This is a genomic window from Pseudoalteromonas sp. PAB 2.2 (genome assembly GCF_001938575.1).
GTDB lineage: Bacteria > Pseudomonadota > Gammaproteobacteria > Enterobacterales > Alteromonadaceae > Pseudoalteromonas > Pseudoalteromonas lipolytica.
Genome location: NZ_LYPI01000015.1, coordinates 36,068 through 58,723, shown reverse-complemented (window position 1 = coordinate 58,723; position 22,656 = coordinate 36,068). Strand labels below are relative to the sequence as shown.

Genomic DNA, 22,656 nt, shown 5'->3' with positions numbered 1-22,656 from the left:
TTTGCGACTAATTTTAAAAACCCAGCCAAGTGCTGGGTTTTTTATGGTTAAAATAGTGTGCTCATAAGGATAAGTCGTTAAGCCAATCTGCAAAAATACCTACCCCAGTTCACAATAACGCTTAACTATTGTGAGGTGCTAAATTTGTCGCTAGCTGCGTTAAAAATGTCTGATTTACGACTGCATTGATTGAGCTGGTAGAGCGATGCAAAAGCAATAGCTAAAAGCAGCTAAAAGACAAAATTTTGTCTTGTTATTATCGAGATTTTCTTGCCTTTAAATAATGCGCTTAATAAAGCGAATAGGGTTAAACGCACTGTTAATGACCGCTAAAGCAGATAGGAATGATTCTTAGTTAATAAATATTCATTTGAATAGCTTTTTTTTCTACCACTATTCATGTTATTTATAGTGAATATAAAGTGCCTAACCGCAGCATGGATTTTCATCTATACTTAAAAGCTTTATAATTAACCGTCAGAATACTATAAGTACTGGGTAATGATTGTATTTAGTTTAATACTACCGAGTACTCTCACGTCACCAAGAGGGCAATATTGTGCTACAAGAATATCGTAAACACGTAGAAGAACGTGCCGCGTTAGGTATCGTACCAGCGCCACTAGATGCTCAGCAAACGGCTGATCTTATTGAACTAATTAAAAACCCACCTGCAGGTGAAGAAGAGTTTATCGTTGATCTTCTTGTTAATCGTGTACCACCAGGCGTAGACGATGCTGCATACATCAAAGCTGGCTTTTTAGCGGCAGTAGCAAAAGGTGAAACAAGCTCACCATTAGTATCAAAAGAAAAAGCGGCAGAGCTATTAGGTACTATGTTAGGTGGTTACAACATCGCACCTATGATTGAACTTTTAGACGACGAAGCGTTAGCGCCAATTATCGTTAAAGGTTTATCAAACACATTATTAATGTTCGATGCTTTCTACGACGTAGAAGAAAAAGCGAAGGCTGGTAACGAATTCGCGAAACAAGTTATCGAGTCTTGGGCAAATGCAGAATGGTTTGTAAATAAACCAGCCGTTGCTGAAAAAATCTCTGTTACTGTTTTCAAAGTAACGGGTGAGACAAACACTGATGATCTTTCACCTGCACCTGATGCATGGTCTCGTCCAGATATCCCACTGCACGCTTTAGCTATGCTTAAAAACGAGCGTGACGGTATCAACCCAGACAAGCCTGGTGAAGTTGGTCCAATTTCACAACTAGAAGAGCTTAAAACGAAAGGGTTACCGCTCGCGTATGTTGGTGATGTAGTTGGTACGGGTTCATCGCGTAAATCTGCAACTAACTCAGTGCTTTGGTTCATGGGTGATGATATCCCTCACGTACCTAACAAGCGTGTTGGTGGTGTATGTCTAGGCGGTAAAATCGCGCCTATTTTCTTCAACACGATGGAAGATTCTGGTGCATTACCAATCGAATTACCTGTTGATGAACTAAACATGGGTGACCAAATCGATATCTTCCCTTACGAAGGTGTGGTTAAGCGTCACGGCACTGATGAAGTTATCTCAACGTTCTCTTTAAAATCAGACGTAATTCTTGACGAAGTGCGTGCTGGTGGCCGTATTCCACTTATTATCGGTCGTGGTCTAACAGACAAAGCGCGTGCATCTCTAGGTCTAGAAGCAGAAGATATCTTCCGCAAACCTGCTCTTGTTACTGACTCTGGCAAAGGCTTTACGCTTGCACAGAAAATGGTTGGTAAAGCATGTAACATGCCTGGCGTACGTCCTGGTCAATACTGTGAGCCGAAAATGACTACCGTTGGTTCGCAAGATACAACAGGTCCTATGACACGTGACGAACTTAAAGATCTAGCATGTTTAGGTTTCTCGGCAGACTTAACAATGCAGTCTTTCTGTCATACATCAGCATATCCTAAGCCAATCGATGTAAACACTCATCATACGCTTCCTGATTTCATCATGAACCGTGGCGGTGTATCACTTCGTCCAGGCGACGGTGTAATCCACTCATGGTTAAACCGTATGTTATTACCAGACACCGTAGGTACGGGTGGTGACTCGCATACGCGTTTCCCTCTAGGTATTTCATTCCCAGCAGGTTCGGGTGCGGTAGCATTCGCAGCTGCAACAGGTGTAATGCCACTTGATATGCCTGAGTCAATCTTAGTACGTTTCAAAGGTGAAATGCAGCCAGGTATCACGTTACGTGACCTAGTACATGCTATCCCTTACTACGGTATTAAAGAAGGTCTTCTAACTGTTGAGAAGAAAGGTAAAATCAACGAATTCTCTGGTCGTGTACTAGAAATCGAAGGTGTTGAGCACTTAACAGTTGAGCAAGCATTTGAGCTTTCTGATGCGTCAGCTGAGCGTTCAGCGGCAGGTTGTACCGTTAAACTTTCTAAAGAATCTATCGCTGAATACCTTGAGTCAAACATTGTCATGCTTAAGTGGATGATCTCTGAAGGTTACGGTGATGTTCGTACTATCGAACGTCGTATTAATGCAATGCAAGAGTGGTTAGCGAACCCAGAGCTTATGGAAGCGGATGCCGATGCAGAGTACAAACACGTACTTGAAATCGACCTAGCTGAAATCAAAGAACCTATTCTTTGTGCGCCAAATGACCCAGATGACGCACGTTTACTATCTGACGTTACAGGCGAGAAAATCGACGAAGTATTCATCGGTTCTTGTATGACTAACATTGGTCACTTCCGTGCTGCGGGTAAACTTCTTGATGGCTTCAGCGGTCGTATTCCAACTCAGTTATGGGTTGCTCCTCCAACGAAGATGGATAAAGATCAGCTTACTGACGAAGGTTACTACGGTATCTTTGGTCGTGTAGGTGCGCGTATTGAAACTCCAGGGTGTTCATTATGTATGGGTAACCAAGCACGCGTTGCTGATAAGGCGACAGTTGTGTCTACGTCTACTCGTAACTTCCCTAACCGTCTTGGTACTGGCGCAAACGTATTCTTAGCATCAGCAGAGCTTGCAGCGGTTGCTGCAATTCTAGGTAAGCTGCCTACACCGGCTGAATATCAAGAGTACGCAGATAAGATCAACGCAACAGCAGCTGATACTTATCGCTACCTGAACTTCCACCGTATGCCTCAATACACTAAAAAGGCAGATCAAGTAATTGTTCAGCAAGCTGTGTAATAAGTAACTAATTGAGTTTTACTGTAAAAGGCCCGCATTATATATGCGGGCTTTTTTATTAACTTTTTGTTCAGTTTTATTTGAAATACTAATACGTTTGTCTACACTGATTAATGTAAAAAGTTAATTAGTGTAACTTAATGTTTAAAAGTGTAACCAAGGAAGGGCTGCATCTATTTCTTGGCGACGCAGACTCTGTATTTCAAGGAACTGAATAATGAAAGCACTCCTTTTTCTACTCCCATTTAGTAGTTCTGTATTGGCAGTTAACCCCTCTTTTAGTGAAGTTAGAGTAGGTTTCGAAACAATTAGCTACAGCGAAACTTTAAATGATGTTGCAGGCTTTGGGAAACTTAATCAATCTATTGATGTAACAAACCCTGCCGTACGGCAAATTTCATACACAGGTATCGATGATAACTGGGGCTTTTATATTGAAAGTGCTGCAACAATATCCACAGAAATTGAAACTGAGACGTGGTACATGGATGACTTTGGTGCTATTCAAGAAAATGCATTTAAAACGAAAGCGAATGAAATAGGTTTTAAGGGGGCGTATAATTTTTCTCAAACAGTGCAATTTACACTAGGGACAAAGTTTTTTACTTCTAGTTTCACGCGTTCGAATTTTGCATTTGTACAACCCGGTGCAACAGCATTCGACGAAGCATTAATCGCATTATCAGATGACCCAAATAATCCCGCGCGATTTACATTACCCGGTATGAATTCAGGTAATAATACAGGAGAGCAGCAGGATTATGCTTCGCAGTTACGTCCGGTTATTTCGGTTTCTGAAGATCAAATGGGGATCTTGCTGACCATAGGAGCGCGTTACGATAGTCGCTTGCAAAAGAGTTTTAATAAATATAGTTGGTATATTGAAACTGAATTAAGTACACCTATGTATTCTGAGATTCAGAATACGCAATTTGAAACCTCGACACTCACCGATAGCTTTAATGGTTGGGGTGTTATGGGGCGGGTAGGAATGCGATATCAAGTACTGTCTCATATCGCATTGATTGGTGGAATCGATGCTCAGTATAAGTCACGTGATATTGTGACCAAGAATCTAGAAAACGGTCAACGCCTTCGTGTACCTGAAGTTGAATACAGTAATGTATCGTTTGCATTAGGCTTACAATGGAGCTATTAATACTCGGTGATTCACTTTTTTAATGAGACTGTACATTCCGATAAGCAGATTACGCGAGTGAATTTGTAAGCGTCTCAGATACGACGACCATAACTTATTGAGTAAACTAAAAGCCACGGTTCGCTGTGGCTTTTTATCAACTTCACATTGTCTTGTTATTTAGCGGTTTGAAATAGGTACCCTAAGCTTAAACGGTGTATTTCAGCACTTTTTATTTTTTAGATTAAACTTCTAAAATAAGAATAAAAACGATCTTAAAATTAAACAATAGACCGGTTGTGTTTACATAAAAACGCAAAATTTCCTCATCAATTGCATTAAAATCCTCGTCAATATTCTCAACGTATTAAGGCGAGATCTTTATGACTACATTAAACAACCAGAACCTCCTACAACTTCGTTTTGTAAGCCAATCACATATTGACGCAGTAAAGCCTTCTTTTGCTAATTTACCCGCTAACCCATACGCAGATGGTGCATTTCGTAAACGTCGCTATTCGGTAATTAAAGTGGTTGATGGCGAATTAAAATTACAACCAACAAAAGCATTTGTTCAAGATGATTCAATCAATACGTTTCAAGGGAATGTAGAGCGTACCTATGAGAATCTTGAAGACAGCTTATTAGCCAGTGATGGCATGAAGCAAATTGTTAATCAATTCCGTGAAATGACCGGCATCAGTGCTGACCGTGATATTGAAATTCATCAATTTAGAATGCTTGCGATCGACAGTGACACACCTGCTGCACCTGAAGGGGTTCACCAAGATGGTTTCGACCATGTATGTGTCTGTGGTGTATCACATGAAAACCTCGAAGGCGGTGAGCTACTTGTTTACGAGAATCAACAAGCTGAGCCTTGCTTTAAAATGGAAATTAAAGACGGCATGTTCGCACTCATTAATGACCGTGAAGTGTGGCACAACGCAACACCAATGAATAAATTAGATGCAAGCAAAGAGGGTTACCTTGATTGCTTCGTGCTTACTGCGTAAGGAAAATACGATGAACTTAACGCAATTACGTCGTCAATTTCCGGCATTAATGCAAAATGTGGCTGGTACATCGCCAGTTTTCTTAGATGGTCCCGGTGGCTCACAAGTACCGCAGTCTGTTTTAAGTGCCATGAGTGCGTATTTAGGTTATTTCAACTCAAACCTAGGCGGTGCTTTTTTCTCAAGTGATAAAACTGTTGAGCTAATGGCCGATGCTCGCCAAGCAGCGGCAGACTTACTGAATGCGCCTTCTAAAGAGCAAATCGTGTTTGGTGCTAACATGACAAGCCTCACGTTTAGCTTTAGCCGTGCGATTTCTCGAGATTGGACTGCTGATGATGAAATTATTGTCACTAACGCAGATCACTACTCAAATGTATCCTCTTGGCAGCAAGCAGCTGAAGATAAAGGCACATTAGTTAAAACGGCTTTAATTAACGAAGCCGATTGTAGCTTAGATATGGCTCATTTTGAGAGTTTATTATCAAGTAAGACAAAACTCGTTGCCGTGACATATGCATCAAACACCACTGGTTCAATTAACGATATTAAACGTGTTGTCGAGCTTGCCCATACTGTTGGTGCTCTTGTATACGTGGATGCAGTTCACTTTGCACCGCATGAGCTGATTGATGTTCAAGCACTTGATTGTGACTTTTTAGCATGCTCTGCCTATAAGTTTTTTGGTCCTCATTTGGGTCTTGTATACGGTAAGCGTGAGCATTTAGAAGGTTTCACCCCGTATAAAGTAGAGCCCGCGAAAGACGTCATCCCAGGCCGTTGGGAGACGGGGACACAAAGCTTTGAAGCTTTAGCTGGCTTAATTGCTGCCGTTGATTACATTGCTGCTATTAGCGAGTTGGATGATAGTCATTCGCGCCGAGAAAAATTAGCGGCTGCTTTTGCTATTACTAAACAACATGAAATGACGCTCAGTAAGCATTTCTTAACTCGCTTAGCCGATTACTCACGTATTAAATTGTTTGGTATTAATGACGTTGCGCGCTTATCAATGCGTACTCCAACCTTTGCATTAATCTTTGAAGGCATTGAACCGCGTGTTGTATCTGAATTTTTAGGTAAACATCACATTTGTGTATGGGATGGCAACTTTTATGCACAAGGTTTATGCAAGCAATTAGGTGTATTAGACACGGGGGGTGTAGTGCGTATTGGTTGTATGCATTACAACACAATTGAAGAGCTTGATCAGGTGTTCGATTTGTTTGATCAGTTATTAAAAATAAATTAATACCTTTAAACATGATGCTACAACGTGGTTGTAGCATCATTTTCTTGTGACTTTATTTTACAGCGCTTTAAAACGAATCGCGACACCACCACTTGTGGCAAGTTTTAAAGTGAGTTTATCGCTTGCAGACACAATGCGTTTCTCTACTGTTAAGTCGTAGGGATTGTTAACCCATTCAGCTTTATCGCCATCACGGTAAATTTGCGCCTCAAAGCGTTTACCTTTCTCTAAAAAGTCGAGTTTAACTTGCAGTGTACGTGCATTTTCATCAGTGACTGCACCTAGGTACCAGTCATTGCCTGAATAGTGATCGCGTTTACGCTCTTTGCGCGCAAAGACAACGTAATCACCTACTTCACCTTGCAGCGCAATACTGTGTTGCCAATCTGTAGGCACATCTTGAATAAATTGGAACGCATCCGGTTTTGCTAAGTAATTGCGTGGTAAGTCAGCAGCCATTTGAATAGGGCTGTACAGTACTACGTATAACGCCAGTTGCTTTGCAAGTGTTGTTTGTGGACGATTACTATCAGCACCCAACCCATTGAACCCCATATCAAAAATACCAGGGGTGAAATCCATTGGTCCCGCTAACATACGTGTGAAGGCAAGCATTGGAATATGCTCCGGTGGATTAGGCGGTGTGCCCCAAGCATTAAACTCTTGGCCTCGCGCGCCTTCACGTGCAATCCAGTTTGGATAAGTGCGGCGTAAGCCAGTATCTTTAATGGGTTCGTGAGTGTTGATGCTGATTTTGTGCTTTGCTGCAAGTTTCACGTTATAAAGGTATTCATTCACCATGAATTGACCATCGTGCCACTCTTTACGCACTATGCCATTTTCATCAACACGTTTAATATTGCCACCGTCTGCAACATAGCCCGTTTTTACTTGGCTTACGTTTGATTTTTCATACAGTGCAAAGGCATCTTCCATTTGGTTACGATAATTAGTGACATTCCCCGAGGTTTCGTGATGACCAATTAGCTGTACACCTTTCTCTTTGGAGTAGCGAGTAAGCTCTGCAATATCAAAGTCGTCATAGGGTTTGGTAAAACTAAATACATCACCGTTATAGAACCAGTCGCCATCCCAACCAATGTTCCATCCCTCGACAAGTACACCATCAAAGCCATATTGTGCGGCAAAGTCCATATAGTATTTGGTGTTTGCGGTCGTTGCGCCGTGAATTTTTCCACTTCCCCACGTATTTTCATTAATATGCATACCCCACCAAATACCCACATATTTACCGGGCTTAACCCAAGATACATCACCGAGTTTATTTGGTTCATTAAGGTTGAGAATGATGTCAGAGTTAATTAAATCAACCGCTTCATCGCCAATTTGAATAGTACGCCACGGCGTGTTGAATGCGCCATGTTTCTTTACGGCAACCCCATCGGACCACGGTGTTAAGTCAGCTTGGAAAGTGCCATCACGGCGTTGGTTTAATACCATACCCGCGTAATCGACCAGCGCAGCTTCGTGGATGCTGATATGAACACCTTCTTTGTTTTTAATAGTAAACGGAGTGTGTACTAAAGGAGCTTTGTGAACAGGCGTGGTGTTATAAACATATTCGTATCGATTCCAACCGCGAGCAGGTATCCACCATGCAGTTGCATTGGCTGAATCGGTGATTGCAAATTCAGTGAGCTCTTTGGTGATCTCTACATCTTCAAAACCTGATTGATTCGGTAGTTCGTAGCGAAAACCGACCCCATCATTAAAGGCACGAAAACGCACGGTAAAGGTGCCACCTTGGGGTTGTGGCTTTTTAAAGGTGACAGCAACTTCGTTGTGGTTATCAACTACCGTTTGGCGTTCACCCCAAGGTTGTTCCCAGCTGCTTTTTACAGAATTAGTCGTTTGGCTGCTAATTTTATAGCCTTCACTCATTGCAGGTTGTTGTTTAAAAACAAGTCCTAAAGCAGAGTGTGCAATAACTTGCTTTCCCGCAAAGCTGATTTCATAGCTAGGGGTGTGTTGTTCATCAGAAATCGTGACTTTAATTTGCCCATCAGGCGAACTGACCGTGGTAGTGTGTGCTAAACACGTCCCTGAGAAGGCAGCGAGTAGTAAGGCTGTATATTTCATTATTATTCCTTGGCGATGCAGAATATGGATTGTTGTCGTATATGTTCCTATAAGCTTTAAGCATAAATTGACTTGCCTGCTAATACGAGTGATCTGCATACGTATTCAATTTTCAGGTTGTAATAGCCGCCTTAATTAAATCGCCTCATTTTGTATTTTTAATTTCGCACACTTTTACTATTTTTCTACTAAGATCTTAAGGAATGAGCTGGTTTCGAATTTGAATTAGGAAAACGTATGAAGTTACAGAGTATTCGTGTCAAAAGTTCACTGCCCATTGTGTTGCTTGGGGTCGCTATTATTATATTAATAGCTGGCTACAGTTATTTAATTAACTTACAAAAAGAAGCCATAGATACGCAATCGGAGCGATTTTTAAATGCGGTGTCAGTTATCGTGAATGCAGATCGAGATTTGTATCAAGCGAAAGTGGCAGAGCTGCACTTAGTGACTATGGATAAAGGTGATCAGTCTTTTCTAGCGGAACATCAAGAAAATGCTGACCAAGTGCAAGAGCGCTTTGAACAATATTTATCTTACATGTCACCTTATCCAGAAGTGTTAGCACAGTTTCGTAATTTTAATAGTGCTTTTGATGCATGGTATTCGGCATCGACAGCCTATATTAATAGCGCAACCAGTGCGTCTCAAAATCAAATGGCAGAACAGTCCTTTTCGGCGCTTCGTGACATTTTAGATAAAGCGGGTGAGGTGGCAGAACAAACCTCGCAGTCCGAAACTGAAAAGCTAATGGATAAAATCACAGGTTTTAAAGCATTACTAATGATAATGATTGCCGTGGTATTAGTGGTTGCGGGTTGGTTTAGTTATGTCATTCCACGACAGTTAACGACCCAAATGAATTATGTTACTGAACGAATAAACGAAATTGCGTCTGGTGATGGTGATTTAACTGGGCGTATTAATGTTAAAACCCAAGATGAGTTTGCAGATTTAGCAACCGCGTTTAATCGCTTCTTGGATAATTTACAGCAATTGATAAAAGACATACTTGAACAAGCCAAAGAATTACAAAGTCTCGGTCATGATCTAGATTCGTTTTCAAATCAGAACCATCAAGTTAATCAAAAGCTTAGTCAGGCATCCGAGTCAATTGTGAGTGCAGTACACGAAATGAGTGTTGCAAGCCGTGAAGTCGCAAATGTGGCGCAACAGTCTTCTCATGAAGCAGATAATTCTCAGCAATTGGCTAAGAAGGGGTTATCAGCGGTTGATAATTCCAGTAAGAAAATCGTTGCTTTGTCTGAGAATATGGATCACGCAACGCAGCGCTCTACCGAGTTACAACAAAGCTCAGATAATATAGCGAAGGTACTGGAAGTGATCCGTGCAATCGCAGAGCAAACTAACTTACTGGCACTGAATGCGGCAATCGAAGCTGCGCGTGCCGGTGAGCAAGGTCGGGGCTTTGCAGTGGTTGCCGATGAAGTAAGAACATTGGCAACGCGTACTCAAGAAAGCACGAACGATATTCAAACCATGGTTGAACAATTTGCTTCAAGCGTTGAGCAATCTTTGCAGGCTATAAACAGTGGTAAGCGTTTTGCCGATGAAGCTGTTGAATCATTCACACAAACGAATGACGTGCTTAATGCGATGCAAGCCTCATCGGTAAAAGTGAATGATATGGCAATGCAAACAGCACAGGCCACTGAAGAGCAAACGGCTGTTGCAGATGAAATTAGCCAGAATTTATCTGATTTAAATGATCAAACCCAACAAGGAGGCGGCTTGGCAAGTTCAACACAAGAAGTGGCAAACCGAATGAATCAGCTCACCAATGAGCTAAATCATTTAGTGAACCGTTTTAAGGTGTAATGCCCCTCTGCGTAAACTATTCTAAAGGAATTAAAAAAGGGCTCAGCGAGCCCTTTTTAATCAATAAACAACCTTACCTTACTTTTTCTCAAAAGCGCGCTTCATGTAGTTAGGTGTTGCTAGTGCGCCGTAGTGAATACCAGCGTTGTAGTATTCAGTTCCTTCAGCTAGTGTATTCGCGTCGTCTTCACGAAAGCCATCAAATGCCTGTGATTTACGTGCAAGAGTAACTGACCATAAACCGCTTGGGTAAATTGGTTGTGGAAATGGCAGCGTTTGTAGGTCATTAAAGCCCACGTCTTTCATCGCGTCACGCATCTCAACTAATAAAGGCATGTGCATAAGCGGTGATTCACTTTGTTGAATGAGTATGCCGCCAGGACGAAGTGCTGTTAGACAACTTGTATAAAAAGCATGGTTGAATAACCCTTCACCTGGGCCCACCGGATCGGTGCCATCAACAATAACCACGTCAATTGATTCTGGCGCAGCTTCACGCATGTATTTAATGCCATCATCAAACATCACTGTGGCACGCGGGTCTTGGTTTGACTCACATAATTCAGGGAAGTATTTAAGCGACATTTGCGTTACAACTTCATCAATATCAATTTGCGTGACGCTTTCAACACCAGGGTGCTTTAATACTTCACGCAATGTGCCGCAGTCACCGCCACCGATAATCACTACATTTTTAGGATTAGGGTGCGCAAGAAGAGCAGGATGGCTGATCATTTCGTGATAAAAGAAGTTCTCACGGCTACTTACCATTGTACAACCGTCAATAATCATAAGATTACCGAAGTCAGTTGTTTCATACATCTCTACTTTTTGAAACGGCGATTGCTGTTCATCAAGCTTTTTGTTTATACGCAGTGAAAAGGCGCTACCATCACGGTCACTAATTTCAGTGAACCAGTTGTTTTGATCTAAATTAGCCATCTTGCTTATACACTTTTAGTTAATGGTAAAAAAGGGGGCAATTCTGCCAGTGCTTGGCCAATTGCTCAATCAAATTTTAATCAGTATAGCGAATATTTTTTATCACTTTGGCATATAGGGCAATTTTTGTTAGCGTGGTAGGCGCGAGCGTATTAAAATGCGCGTTTATATTTAACGAATTTACAGAAGACATGGCCATGACTTGGGGTTTAGACAAAGCACGCGAAACGTATAATGTTGCTCATTGGAGTGACGGTTATTTTGATATTAACGCACAAGGTGAGCTGGTCGCTTACCCTGACGGTGATCAAACTAAATCTGCAATTTCTTTATCTGAACTCACCGAGCAATTTAAGAAGCAAGGTCTTACCTTACCTGTTTTAGTTCGATTTACTGATATCTTGCAAAATCGGGTTGATACGCTGACAAGCGCTTTTACTAAAGCTCGTCAAGCTCGCGACTACCAAGGCACTTATACGTGTGTTTACCCAATTAAAGTGAACCAGCAACGTTCGGTCGTAACAAAGCTACTTGCTCACCCAAGTGGTTTAGTGGGTCTTGAGGCGGGTTCTAAACCTGAATTAATGGCAATTTTAGGTGTTGCCAAAGAACCGATTACCATTGTTTGTAATGGCTACAAAGACAGTGAATTTTTACGTTTAGCGTGTATCGGTCAAGGTTTAGGTCACAAAGTGCATATTGTGGTAGAAAAACTGTCAGAACTTAGCACCTTATTAGCTGAAATTGATGACTTGGGCATTGAACCATCGATTGGTATTCGTATTCGTTTAAACTCTGTGGGCAAAGGCAAGTGGCAGAACACGGGGGGTGAAAAAGGTAAGTTTGGTTTAACTGCTGGGCAGGTGCTGTCTGCGGTTGAATTACTTCAGTCGCGAAACAAATTACATTTAATGCAATTGGTGCATTTTCATATCGGTTCTCAAATTGCCAATATTCGTGACATTCATCGCGCACTTCGTGAATGTGCACGTCATTTTGCCGAACTAACCCAGTTAGGTGTACCACTTAATACCGTTGATGTAGGTGGGGGTCTAGGCGTTGACTACGAAGGGTCTGGTTCACGTAGTGCGTGTTCTATGAACTACAGTGTTGATGAGTATGCGCGTAATGTTGTGAATGCATTTGCAGAAGTGTGCCAACAACATGGCTTAAAGCAGCCTGCAATAATCACCGAATCAGGGCGTGCGCTAACGGCGCATCACGCGGTATTGATTACCGATGTGATTGATGTCGAGCGTGCGCCAAATCATGTAAATCCAACTCCGCCAGAGTCAAACAATGTTTTAGTGCTAGATGAAATGTGGCAATGCTTACAGCGCTTAACACCTCGCATGGCGCTGGAGATTTATCATGATGCAATGCATTTATTTAGCGAAGCACATGATCAATATGTCCATGGTCTTCTGACGATGCTGGAATGGGCGAAGCTTGAGCAACTTTATTTTACTATTTTACATCGCGTTCGCGCTTCACTGAGCGACAATGCGCGTGCACACCGTGAAGTGCTCGACGATTTAAATGAGAAGCTTGCCGATAAGTTGTTTGTTAACTTTTCACTGTTTCAGTCGTTGCCAGATGTGTGGGGGATCCAGCAATTATTCCCTGTAATGCCTGTTGAAAATTTACATAAACCACTCACTCAACGCGCGATCATTCAAGATATTACCTGCGATTCAGACGGTCAAATTCGCAATTATGTTGAGGGAACAGGCATTGAAAGCAGCTTACCTATCCCTGAGTATAAATCAGGTCAGCAGTACCACATTGCCATGTTTTTAGTTGGTGCTTATCAAGAAATCTTAGGCGACTTACATAATTTATTTGGTGATACCGATTCAGTGCATGTAGAGCTGACAGAGGCTGGCTACCAATTAACCAATGCGATTAAAGGCGACAGTGTTAAGGACGTATTAAAGTTCGTTGATTATGATAGCGATATTCTGGCTGCCAACTTCGCAAAACGTGTGGATGAGCTGGAAATTGATGCGCAATCTAAGGCACAATATTTGTCTGAATTAAATGCGGGCCTTGCTGGCTATACGTATTTTGAAGATTAAAGGTTAAAGGAATAAGTAGTAATGTCCGTTATTCGTTGTGTATTGAGTATTTTATTTTACACCCTAAATACGCTGTTTTGGTTCGTGCCTATTTTTTTGTGTGGTTTGGTTAAACTCATTCCAATTAAACCATTACAAAAGTTGATGAGTTGGATTGCTAAGCAATGTGCCACAGTGTGGGTTACGTGCAATGGTATAAACCAAAATGTATTTGCTTCTTATCAACTGAATGTAACGGGCCTTGAGCAACTTCGTTCAAAAGACTGGTACTTAGTGATTGCTAATCATCAAAGCTGGGTTGATATTTTAGTCATGCAGCGTATTTTTAATCGCCGTATCCCGTTTTTAAACTTTTTCTTGAAAAAGGAATTGATATACGTTCCTTTTCTAGGGCTTGCATGGTGGGCGTTAGACTTTCCGTTTATGACGCGTACTAGCAAGTCACAGCTTAAGAAAAATCCAAAGTTGCGCGGAAAAGATTTAGAAACAACGCGTAAAGCCTGTGAAAAATTTAAAGAAATGCCAGTAAGCATCGTAAATTTTGTGGAAGGCACGCGCTTCACCGCTGAAAAACATGCGCGTCAAAAGAGCCCTTTTCAGTACTTATTAAAACCGAAAGCGGGTGGTGTGGCGTTTGTTATGCAAGCTATGGGTGAGCAGATCTCAAAAGTTGTAAATGTCACCATTCACTACCCGGGTGGTATTCCAAGTTTTGTGGATTTTGCCAGTGGCCGAGTGAAGCAAATCGATGTTCGCGTTGAAGTGATGGATGTCAGTCCTAATTTAATAGGTGATTACACTGGTGATGCAGACTTTAGAGTGAATTTTCAAGCGGAGTTAAATCGTATTTGGGAAGAGAAAAACCAGCAGCTTGCCCAGTTTGAATCGCAAGCTGAGTAGATGCTGCTGGCACAGCTGAGAGCACACATATGTTAAAGAAATTTTTACCTAATTGGTTAACCGGATTGTTGGTCAGTATTGTGCTGTTTGCCAATGTCATTCTTTGGGGAACCCTTGTGTTGCTGTTTGGTGTGTTGAAACTTATTTTACCATTCAACATCATTAGTCACATTTTGCATGGTGCTTATCGGGGATGGTGCAAAGGGAATCGTTTTGCTCTGTGGCTAGGTTGCCCGAATATTGAAATTAATATTAAAGGCAATGTTAATCGCGATAGCTGGTACTTACTTATTTCTAACCATATGAGTTGGTTAGATATTGTGGTGCTTAGTGCGATTGATGTATTACCGGCGCCAAAGTTTTTTCTAAAAGATGAGCTAAAGTACGTGCCTTTTATTGGCACGGGTGCGTGGGCGATGGGAATGCCTTTTATGAAGCGTGTCAGTAAGTCGCAGCTGGCTAAAAACCCAAAGCTTAAAGGCCTTGATGTTGAACGGACCAAGCGAAGCTGTCGTGATTTTCGTAATCACCCAACCACCATTATTAATTTTGTTGAGGGGACACGTTTTACCCCGCAAAAGCATACAAAACAGAACAGTCCATTTGGTTATTTACTCAAGCCGAAAGCGGGAGGGATTGCGTTTGCGCTGGAAGTGCTGGGTGAACAGTTTGATGCGTTACTTAATACTTCTATTATTTACCAAGGTGAGGGCAGTCATATTTGTCGCAACTTAATGCGTGGCCGATTAGCGCTCATTAAAGTAGATATACATGTGCAGGCTATCAGTGCTGAGATGATTGGTGATTATCAACATGACCGTGAATTTAGAACCGCATTTCAGCAACGAATCAATGAAATTTGGCTTCAAAAAGACGCGCAATTATTTAATTATTATCAGGCCAAACAAGGTAGTCTGGTAGCAAATATCAGTAAGGAAGTTGAAGCACCATGAAGCAAACTCACTTGCAACAATTGGTTATGCCTTGGTTTGAAGCAATGCCAGATGCGGAGCTTTTCAGTGCGCTGACAGCCACCGCAATTGGTGTGAGTGCTTTATTGCTGGTGTATGTCTTTACTCGGCGCTTAATGCTTCCTGGAATACAAAGTGTTGTAACGCGCCTTTCGCCAGAACGCATTGGTGCATTAGCACCCATGCTAACTAAACTTAATAGACGTTTTGCAGGCACCTTATGTTGCGTGTTGTATTTAGCAACATTCGACAATGTTTACCCTGTCACAGAGGTGGCAGCGTTAGTTTTAAAAACCATTGGTCAAATTGTTCTGATTATTTATGGCGGTTTTATCATCAGCAGCATTGTCAGTATTGCTGGGGGCATTTATAACCAGCTGGAGTTTGCCCGAGAAGTGCCCATACAAGGTTTGATTCAAGTTGTGAAACTGATCACCTTCATGATCTGCGCTATTTTGATCGTCAGTATATTACTTGAAAAGTCGCCCACCTATATTTTATCTGGTTTTGGTGCCATTGCAGCGGTGACCTTGTTAGTGTTTAAGGACACTATTTTGGGGTTTGTTGCCAGTATTCAAATTGCTGCTAATCGCTTAGTTACTTATGGTGATTGGATTCAAGTTGATAGCTATGGCGCTGATGGTGAGGTTATCGACCTTGGTTTGAACACGGTAAAAGTGCGTAACTGGGATAACACGATTACCACCATTCCTACCTACATGTTGGTGGCCGGTTCATTTAAAAATTGGCGGGGTATGCAGGAGTCGGGTGGTCGTCGAATTAAACGCTCTTTAAATATAGATATGAACAGCATTCGTTTAGTTGATGAGGCTTTCCATACGCAAATAAATAGCGCGATACCTCTGCACGACTACATTCGTGTGACAACGTTACCTGATCCTGTTACGAATTTAGGTTTATTTCGTCGTTATGCTGAAGGATACTTGAAACAGCATGAAAGAATTAACCGTGATTTGACCCTCATGGTGCGAGAACTTCAGCCATTTAATCATGGCTTACCAATTGAGTTTTATTGCTTTAGCGAAGACAAACGTTGGATATCGTACGAACATCTACAAGCAGAGATCATGGATCACCTGCTTGCAGTATTGCCTATTTTTGGATTGCGCCCATATCAGAGTGTGACGGGGCAATTTTCGGCTAATGAGCAGCATGTCGTAGATAAACCAAGTATTAAAGTGATTAACGCGGCGCCTAAAAGTAAAGACTAGAGCGACTGCACTGCCAAAGCGATACCAATAAAGCCAAGTAATAACCACCAAATAGGGGGCTTAGCGACCCTTAACCATGTGAAGGCTGTAACCACTAATACAATCTGCCATATGTTGGTGATTGTGCTGAGCCAAATCGGCGAGTAGAGTGCTGCCGCTAAAAACCCGACTACCGCAGCATTGAGAGCGGCAATACTGCCAGCAAAGCGTGGTTTATCAGCCAATTGTAGCCAGCTTTTTAAAAATGCAAGCATCAATAAAAAGCCCGGTAAAAAAATCAATAGCGTCGCAATAAGTGCTCCCAATAGGGGAGAATGAGGTGTCAGTTCAGCCCCTAAGTAGGTCGCTATTGTAAACATAGGGCCAGGAATTGCTTGTGCACTGGCATAGGCTGACAAAAACTGCTCGGTTTCAAGGCTTGGTATGCTTGCTTGCAAAATAGGTAGCACAACGTGCCCCCCACCAAACACCATCGCTCCTGTTTGATAAAATTGAGCAAATAGTGAGGACCACTCGCCAAAGGGTAAAAAGCTCGCGATAAGCAATACTGCAAAAATGATAAAAGGTAACCACGATACTTTAACGGGTTTACTTACATTCTCATGCTGAGGGAGTTTATGTTGTGGATAAAGCCAGCCAATAATCGCAGCTATAATTAACACAAAAATTTGGCTGGAAAACTGTGAAAAAATAATCAACGATAACGTGCTTAATACCGCGATAAGTTTAAGTAAATGTGTTTTACAAAAGCTCACCGCCATACTGTAAGTTGCATCAGCGACAATAACGATGGCAAATAATTTAAGTCCCGCAATAACAGCAAAATAAATGTTACCAAATTGGTGGGCACTCAGTGCCAAAAAAAACATAATTAAAAAAGACGGTAGAGTAAACCCAATAAAGGCACACAAACCGCCCAATAGACCGCCTTTCTCAACCCCAATCGCAAAGCTTACTTGGCTTGACCCAGGACCCGGTAATGCTTGGCTTAAGCTTATTAGTTGTGCGTAGCGCTCGCTATTTAACCATTTTAAGTTATCGACAAAGTGACGTTTAAAATAGCCTAAGTGCGCTGCGGGGCCACCGAAACTCATGCAGCCTAATAAAAAAAATTGCTTAAATATAACTAGTAACATTGTTTTCGCCATCGAATCTAATCACCTAATTATGACAAATTTCTATGACATTTTTGTGGTTTTTATGACATACACATCGCTAGGATATATAGTAAGGTATGAACGTAGTAACGAGTAACCCTATGAGACTGAGTATCGTAAGCCTATTATTAGTACTTATATCAAGCTCCTTGTATGCAGAACCTGTGCAGAGGGTTATTGTTGCGGTTGATCATTCTCCTCCCTACGGCGTTGTGTCTGAAAAAGGGCATGTGAGTGGCGCGGTGGTCGATATTATGCGTGAGCTGCAACGTACCATACCGATGAAATTAGAATTTGTCGCTTGCCCATTTTCTCGCTGTTTAAAAATGCTCGAACAAAATGAAGTGGATGTGATGGGCGGGTTAATTCGTACCAGCGAGCGTGAGCAAAAAATGCAGTTTATGTCTCCTCCGTACATGATGTTGTCTTCTTCTTTTGGGTTCTATGCAAGAGCAGACCGTGACATCGTTATAAATCGTTACCAAGACTTGCTAGGAAAGCGCATCGCGGTCATGCGAGGAGCCGCTTATTTTTCGCGTTTTGATAATGACAGCTCACTCACTAAAGTGGAGGCTTTGAGTGAAGGTAATGCGTTTGAAATGCTGCTTAAAGATCGCGTCGAACTCGTTATTTCAGTTGAAGATACCGCGGATCATGCCTCGGGTTATTTACAACTCCCTTCACAGCAGATCGTCAAAATGCCTTATCGCTATAAAGACATTATTTACGGCCATATGGCTGTTAGTAAACAGTTTGCCGACACCTCGTTAGCAAAGGAAATTCAATCTCAGTTACACGCTCTTGTACGTAATGGACGTTTAACAGAATTAGTTAAAGCGTATAACCTACCAGCTGTTACACTTATTAAAGAGAACTATTAACCTAATGTTCATGATTTAGTGTTCATAATTGTTAATAGATCAAAATTACTAAATGCCATGGAGAGACACATGAGTTTCAGCAAGTCGATTTTAACAGTGGGTGTTTTAGCCGTTTTATTAACGGGGTGTGAAACAACTAACACAGGTAAAGGTGCTGCAATCGGTGCCGCAACAGGTGCGGTATTAGGTAAAGCAACAGGCGATCATGATGATAAGCGTATCTTTATTGGTGCGGCCATTGGTGCGTTAGCGGGTGCTGCTGTCGGTGACTACATGGATAAGCAAGAAGAAGCATTCCGTGACGAGCTAGCAGGCTCGGGTGTTGAAGTGGTACGTGAAGGCGATAATATTCGCTTAGTTATGCCATCAAACATCACTTTTGCGACAGATCAATCTTATATCTCATCAGGCTTTCACAGCACCCTTGATGCCATTGCACAAGTGATGAACAAATACGAAAAAACCTACTTAAGTGTTGAAGGTCACACTGATAGCACAGGTAAAGACAGCTATAACATGACACTGTCGCAGCAACGTGCGCAAAGTGTTAAAGATTATTTAGTTAATCATCAAATTATGTCGGCACGTATTAGCACACGTGGCTATGGCGAAACACGCCCTGTAGCGAGTAATGATACAGCCAATGGTCGTGCTTTAAACCGCCGTGTAGAGATTCAAATCGTACCAAACACACAAGGTTAGGCTTAATGTAGTCTAGATTTGTGGTCAGGTTTGATATGCCCTTTCAAACCTGACATCCCTCCTTGGATATTAATCCCGATTAAATTGCAATTCGCAAAGCTGCTTATACAGTGGGTTACTAGTCAATAGCTGCTGGTGTGTACCTGTCGCTATAATTTCACCCTTGTCCATTACCACGATGACGTCAGCATGTTTTACGGTGGCTAAGCGGTGGGCAATAATGAGTGTTGTTCTGTCTTTCATTAAGTGCTCGAGTGCCGCTTGCACATGAGACTCGCTTTGTGCATCAAGTGCGCTGGTTGCTTCATCGAGTAATAAAATAGCTGGATCCTTTAAAATAGCGCGAGCAAGCACAATCCGCTGCTTTTGCCCACCAGAAAGACGTACCCCTTGTTCACCTAAAAAGCTGTGATAGCCCTGCGGTAGCTGCGTGATAAATTCATCGGCGTGTGCATATTTGGCTGCCGTGTATACCTGCTCGTCACTCGCATGGGGATTGCCATAGCGAATGTTATGCATTACATCGCAGCTAAACAAAATGGGGTTTTGTGCCACCATGCCCATTTGTTGGCGTAAACAGTGAAGAGATAATTCTTTAATATTAATGCCAGCTAATGAAATACTCCCTGCGCTCGGATCGTAAAATCGTTGCAATAATTCAAATAATGTTGTTTTGCCTGCACCAGAGGGACCAACAATGGCGACTGTTTGACCCTGTTTTACTTCTAAATTAAGTGTACTAAGTGCTGCATTATCGGGTCTAGATGGATAATTAAATGATACATTGTCAAAACGAATAGCAGGGTGGTCAGCTTTATTTAATTCGAGCTGATCATCTTTATTGTGTGCGGGGTTTTGAATCATACTTTCAACAGCGAGCAGCTCTAACAGTCTTGCTGCCGCACCTGCTGCGCGTTGTAACTCACCGTACACTTCGGCAACTGTTGCAACCGACATAGCCACCATAATGGCATAGAATACAAAGGCACCTAGCTCGCCGCCCGTCATGGTACCCGCGAGCACATCACTGCCGCCTACCCAAAGCATCACGCTGATGGCACTAAAGGTTAGAAAGATCACTGCAGCAATTAAAAGTGAGCGTTGTTTAATACGACTTTTCGCGACCAAAAATGCTTTATTCGTTTCTTCAGCAAAAGCCGCTTTTTCGCGCGCTTCATGACTAAAACTTTGTACGACCTTAATATTTTGAATAATTTCGCCTGCATAAGTACTGATATCGGCAATGGCATCTTGGCTCGAACTTGCTAGTTTACGCACTTTACGACCAAAAATTAGCATAGGAACTAACACCATAGGTACACAGGCAACGACCACTAAGGTAAGTTTTAAATTAGTAATTAGCAGCATAGCAAGGCCACCTACTAACATTAAGCTGCTACGAAGCGCCATAGAAAATGATGAGCCAATAATCGATTGCAGCAATGTGGTGTCGGTGGTGAGTCGTGACATCAGCTCGCCGCTACGGTTTTCTTCAAAGTAGCTTGGGTGTAACGTTACAATTCGCTCGAAAATCGCGTTACGAATATCATTACTGACTCGTTCACCTATCCACGACATTAAATAAAAACGACAAAATGTGCCGATTGCTAATAGGCTGATAAGGCCAATAAGAACCATTACTGCTTGTTGAAGTTGTTCTTGAGAGCCTGCAATAAAGCCATGATCAATAACAAACTTCACTCCTTGGCCGAGTGACAAGTTAACGCCTGCGGTGAGTAATAATGCCCCAAGGGCTGCAAATACCACCCATTTGTAGGGCTTAATAAACGCTAAAACGGGTAACAGGCTACTGAACGCGGCCTTTTCTTTGTTAATTGCCATGCTAGATTCTTATTTGTGAATAGGGTATAGATATGGTTATCATCGCTTTAAAAATCAACAGTAAAATAAGGGATTAGTATGGAATCAACAGTGATAAGCGGTCAATTTAACGTGAAATTAAACCCAATTGGAGGGTATGCGACAGGTCAAGATAGCGTGAATCTTGGCCGTATGTCGATAGATAAAACGTTTACAGGCGCTCTGGAGGCAACTAGCCAAGGAGAGATGCTGAGCGCAATGACGGCAACCCAAGGCAGTGCAGGATATGTTGCTATTGAACAAGTGGTTGGTAGTCTGAATGGCAAACAAGGTAGCTTTGTATTACAACATTTTGGCACCATGGATAAAGGCACAGACAGGTTAATTTTAGAAGTCGTGCCAGATTCAGGCGCTGGTGAACTGGTGGGGCTTACGGGTAAAATGGCAATCCGCATTGAGGCGGGAATTCATTACTATGATTTTGAGTATGAGTTAACAAGCTAATATGCAAAAAAATTATTGAATTTAAAAAGAAACGTTTTCTGGGTGGACTTGATATCACTGCGTTAAATCAGAAAGTGTACGAGTTAGGCCAATCTGGCTGGCAGGTTAAAACAATCACCATAGCCACCGGTTTTTATGGTCAAATAACGGCCGTTTTATTGTTAGTAGAGAATAATGAATTATGACACTCACAGAGTGGTTGAGTTTAGTGTTAATTTGTATCATGGGTGCTATGTCGCCAGGGCCAAGTTTAGCGGTTGTGTTAAAGCATAGCCTTCACGGTGGTATGAAAAACGGCATGCTGGCGGCCGTGAGTCATGGTGTGGGAGTGGGGTTTTATGCGAGCGCCTCTTTGCTTGGATTAGGCGCACTGATGACCAAGTTACCTACACTTTATAATGTACTCGTGTATGGTGGTGCCGCCTACCTTGCTTATTTAGGTATACGTATATTACTGGCAAAACCCAGTTCGCAAGCCGTGAAAGTTGAACAAGCCATACCTAGTCAACGCGCTGCGTTACAAGATGGTTTTGCTATTGCGTTTTTGAATCCCAAACTTGCGGTGTTCTTTTTAGCGCTCTTCTCACAGTTTATTGACCCAGAAAATCTCACGTTACAGGTTGGCTTGATCATGTGCTTAACCGTATTTGTACTGGATACTGGCTGGTATTTGTTGGTTGCCTTACTCACAGAAATATCAAAAAAGCGCTTTGGTTTTACTAAAGCGAATCCACTTTTTGAAAAACTACTCGGCATGATCTTTATCGCACTTGCAGTGCGTGTCGTGATAACACTTTAAAGCTCTCTATTGCTCCTCTCTCAATAGTAAAACGTGAGAGGAGCTCCTGCTTATCCCCAGGAAACGTATAGTGCATACGTATTCATTACACAATATTTACCTTTTGGTTACACTTTGTTGGTTGTTTTTTGACAACAAGAATAAACATAACGCCTCCAATGACAACA

General features: G+C 42.0%; 17 protein-coding genes. 13 read left to right on the top strand and 4 right to left on the bottom strand.

Annotation, left to right across the window (positions count from 1 at the left end):
- The first annotated feature begins 559 nt into the window (after window positions 1–559).
- The 4 genes from acnB (at window position 560) to BWD47_RS14195 (ending at window position 6,563) form a co-directional block, all read left to right on the top strand.
- Window positions 560–3,157, top strand: a complete 2,598-nt coding sequence (acnB, locus tag BWD47_RS14210; protein WP_065978931.1) for a bifunctional aconitate hydratase 2/2-methylisocitrate dehydratase — start codon at window positions 560–562, stop codon at window positions 3,155–3,157.
- A 217-nt stretch (window positions 3,158–3,374) separates the two neighbouring features.
- The gene (locus BWD47_RS14205) at window positions 3,375–4,316 is read left to right on the top strand and encodes a hypothetical protein (RefSeq protein WP_075594170.1); all 942 of its coding nucleotides are present in this window, start codon (window positions 3,375–3,377) and stop codon (window positions 4,314–4,316) included.
- Between the two features lie 362 nt (window positions 4,317–4,678).
- Window positions 4,679–5,311 carry a 2OG-Fe dioxygenase family protein gene (locus BWD47_RS14200; protein WP_075594169.1) on the top strand — a complete coding sequence of 211 codons (633 nt, stop codon included), beginning with the start codon at window positions 4,679–4,681 and terminating at the stop codon, window positions 5,309–5,311.
- A gap of 10 nt (window positions 5,312–5,321) precedes the next feature.
- On the top strand, window positions 5,322–6,563 hold the full coding sequence (locus BWD47_RS14195; protein WP_074989839.1) for a cysteine desulfurase-like protein: 1,242 nt from the start codon (window positions 5,322–5,324) through the stop codon (window positions 6,561–6,563).
- 57 nt (window positions 6,564–6,620) lie between these two features.
- Here the strand turns inward: BWD47_RS14195 and BWD47_RS14190 are convergent, their stop codons facing one another.
- Window positions 6,621–8,663 carry a glycoside hydrolase family 97 protein gene (locus tag BWD47_RS14190; RefSeq protein WP_075594168.1) on the bottom strand — a complete coding sequence of 681 codons (2,043 nt, stop codon included), beginning with the start codon at window positions 8,661–8,663 and terminating at the stop codon, window positions 6,621–6,623.
- A gap of 237 nt (window positions 8,664–8,900) precedes the next feature.
- Between BWD47_RS14190 and BWD47_RS14185 the strand changes: the two genes are divergently transcribed.
- A complete protein-coding gene (locus tag BWD47_RS14185) occupies window positions 8,901–10,502 on the top strand; it encodes a methyl-accepting chemotaxis protein (RefSeq protein WP_036974095.1) in 1,602 nt (533 codons plus the stop codon).
- A 78-nt stretch (window positions 10,503–10,580) separates the two neighbouring features.
- Here BWD47_RS14185 and speE read toward each other — a convergent pair whose 3' ends face one another.
- Window positions 10,581–11,444 carry a polyamine aminopropyltransferase gene (gene speE, locus BWD47_RS14180; protein WP_074989836.1) on the bottom strand — a complete coding sequence of 288 codons (864 nt, stop codon included), beginning with the start codon at window positions 11,442–11,444 and terminating at the stop codon, window positions 10,581–10,583.
- Window positions 11,445–11,641: 197 nt separating this feature from the next.
- Here speE and speA point away from each other — a divergent pair, with 197 nt between their 5' ends.
- The 4 genes from speA to BWD47_RS14160 are packed head-to-tail and all read left to right on the top strand — an operon-like array spanning window position 11,642 to window position 16,625.
- Entirely contained in the window at window positions 11,642–13,522 is a 1,881-nt protein-coding gene (gene speA, locus BWD47_RS14175) for a biosynthetic arginine decarboxylase (protein WP_075594197.1), read from the top strand.
- 21 nt (window positions 13,523–13,543) lie between these two features.
- Window positions 13,544–14,422, top strand: coding sequence for an acyltransferase (locus BWD47_RS14170; RefSeq protein WP_036974093.1), 879 nt, complete (start codon window positions 13,544–13,546; stop codon window positions 14,420–14,422).
- Between the two features lie 29 nt (window positions 14,423–14,451).
- Window positions 14,452–15,375, top strand: coding sequence for an acyltransferase (locus tag BWD47_RS14165; protein ID WP_075594167.1), 924 nt, complete (start codon window positions 14,452–14,454; stop codon window positions 15,373–15,375).
- Window positions 15,372–16,625, top strand: coding sequence for a mechanosensitive ion channel family protein (locus BWD47_RS14160; protein WP_075594166.1), 1,254 nt, complete (start codon window positions 15,372–15,374; stop codon window positions 16,623–16,625). Before BWD47_RS14165 ends, BWD47_RS14160 begins: the two co-directional genes overlap by 4 nt.
- Here the strand turns inward: BWD47_RS14160 and chrA are convergent.
- Window positions 16,622–17,761 carry a chromate efflux transporter gene (chrA, locus tag BWD47_RS14155; protein ID WP_075594196.1) on the bottom strand — a complete coding sequence of 380 codons (1,140 nt, stop codon included), beginning with the start codon at window positions 17,759–17,761 and terminating at the stop codon, window positions 16,622–16,624. The genes BWD47_RS14160 and chrA overlap by 4 nt on opposite strands.
- 122 nt (window positions 17,762–17,883) lie before the next feature.
- Between chrA and BWD47_RS14150 the strand changes: the two genes are divergently transcribed.
- Both BWD47_RS14150 and BWD47_RS14145 read left to right on the top strand, forming a co-directional pair.
- Complete coding sequence (locus BWD47_RS14150) at window positions 17,884–18,663, top strand: ABC transporter substrate-binding protein (protein WP_036974287.1); 780 nt, start codon at window positions 17,884–17,886, stop codon at window positions 18,661–18,663.
- Window positions 18,664–18,732: 69 nt separating this feature from the next.
- Window positions 18,733–19,365: an OmpA family protein gene (locus BWD47_RS14145; protein WP_036974089.1), complete on the top strand. Its 633-nt coding sequence runs from the start codon at window positions 18,733–18,735 to the stop codon at window positions 19,363–19,365.
- Window positions 19,366–19,434: 69 nt separating this feature from the next.
- Here the strand turns inward: BWD47_RS14145 and BWD47_RS14140 are convergent, their stop codons facing one another.
- A complete protein-coding gene (locus BWD47_RS14140; RefSeq protein ID WP_075594165.1) occupies window positions 19,435–21,207 on the bottom strand; it encodes an ABC transporter transmembrane domain-containing protein in 1,773 nt (590 codons plus the stop codon).
- 78 nt (window positions 21,208–21,285) lie between these two features.
- On the opposite strand from BWD47_RS14140, the gene BWD47_RS14135 reads away from it, so the two are divergent.
- Together BWD47_RS14135 and BWD47_RS14125 are read left to right on the top strand one after the other, a co-directional pair.
- A complete protein-coding gene (locus BWD47_RS14135; RefSeq protein ID WP_075594164.1) occupies window positions 21,286–21,690 on the top strand; it encodes a DUF3224 domain-containing protein in 405 nt (134 codons plus the stop codon).
- 181 nt (window positions 21,691–21,871) lie between these two features.
- Window positions 21,872–22,489, top strand: coding sequence for a LysE family translocator (locus tag BWD47_RS14125; protein WP_036974083.1), 618 nt, complete (start codon window positions 21,872–21,874; stop codon window positions 22,487–22,489).
- Window positions 22,490–22,656 lie beyond the last annotated feature (167 nt).

Coding starts and splice junctions, on each gene's coding strand:
- speE (WP_074989836.1), bottom strand. CDS start 11,444: ATGGCTAATTTAGATCAAAACAACTGGTTCACTGAAATTAGTGACCGT.
- BWD47_RS14125 (WP_036974083.1), top strand. CDS start 21,872: ATGACACTCACAGAGTGGTTGAGTTTAGTGTTAATTTGTATCATGGGT.
- BWD47_RS14135 (WP_075594164.1), top strand. CDS start 21,286: ATGGAATCAACAGTGATAAGCGGTCAATTTAACGTGAAATTAAACCCA.
- chrA (WP_075594196.1), bottom strand. CDS start 17,761: ATGTTACTAGTTATATTTAAGCAATTTTTTTTATTAGGCTGCATGAGT.
- BWD47_RS14160 (WP_075594166.1), top strand. CDS start 15,372: ATGAAGCAAACTCACTTGCAACAATTGGTTATGCCTTGGTTTGAAGCA.
- BWD47_RS14190 (WP_075594168.1), bottom strand. CDS start 8,663: ATGAAATATACAGCCTTACTACTCGCTGCCTTCTCAGGGACGTGTTTA.
- BWD47_RS14170 (WP_036974093.1), top strand. CDS start 13,544: ATGTCCGTTATTCGTTGTGTATTGAGTATTTTATTTTACACCCTAAAT.
- BWD47_RS14140 (WP_075594165.1), bottom strand. CDS start 21,207: ATGGCAATTAACAAAGAAAAGGCCGCGTTCAGTAGCCTGTTACCCGTT.
- BWD47_RS14165 (WP_075594167.1), top strand. CDS start 14,452: ATGTTAAAGAAATTTTTACCTAATTGGTTAACCGGATTGTTGGTCAGT.
- BWD47_RS14145 (WP_036974089.1), top strand. CDS start 18,733: ATGAGTTTCAGCAAGTCGATTTTAACAGTGGGTGTTTTAGCCGTTTTA.
- BWD47_RS14150 (WP_036974287.1), top strand. CDS start 17,884: ATGAGACTGAGTATCGTAAGCCTATTATTAGTACTTATATCAAGCTCC.
- speA (WP_075594197.1), top strand. CDS start 11,642: ATGACTTGGGGTTTAGACAAAGCACGCGAAACGTATAATGTTGCTCAT.
- BWD47_RS14205 (WP_075594170.1), top strand. CDS start 3,375: ATGAAAGCACTCCTTTTTCTACTCCCATTTAGTAGTTCTGTATTGGCA.
- BWD47_RS14195 (WP_074989839.1), top strand. CDS start 5,322: ATGAACTTAACGCAATTACGTCGTCAATTTCCGGCATTAATGCAAAAT.
- BWD47_RS14200 (WP_075594169.1), top strand. CDS start 4,679: ATGACTACATTAAACAACCAGAACCTCCTACAACTTCGTTTTGTAAGC.
- BWD47_RS14185 (WP_036974095.1), top strand. CDS start 8,901: ATGAAGTTACAGAGTATTCGTGTCAAAAGTTCACTGCCCATTGTGTTG.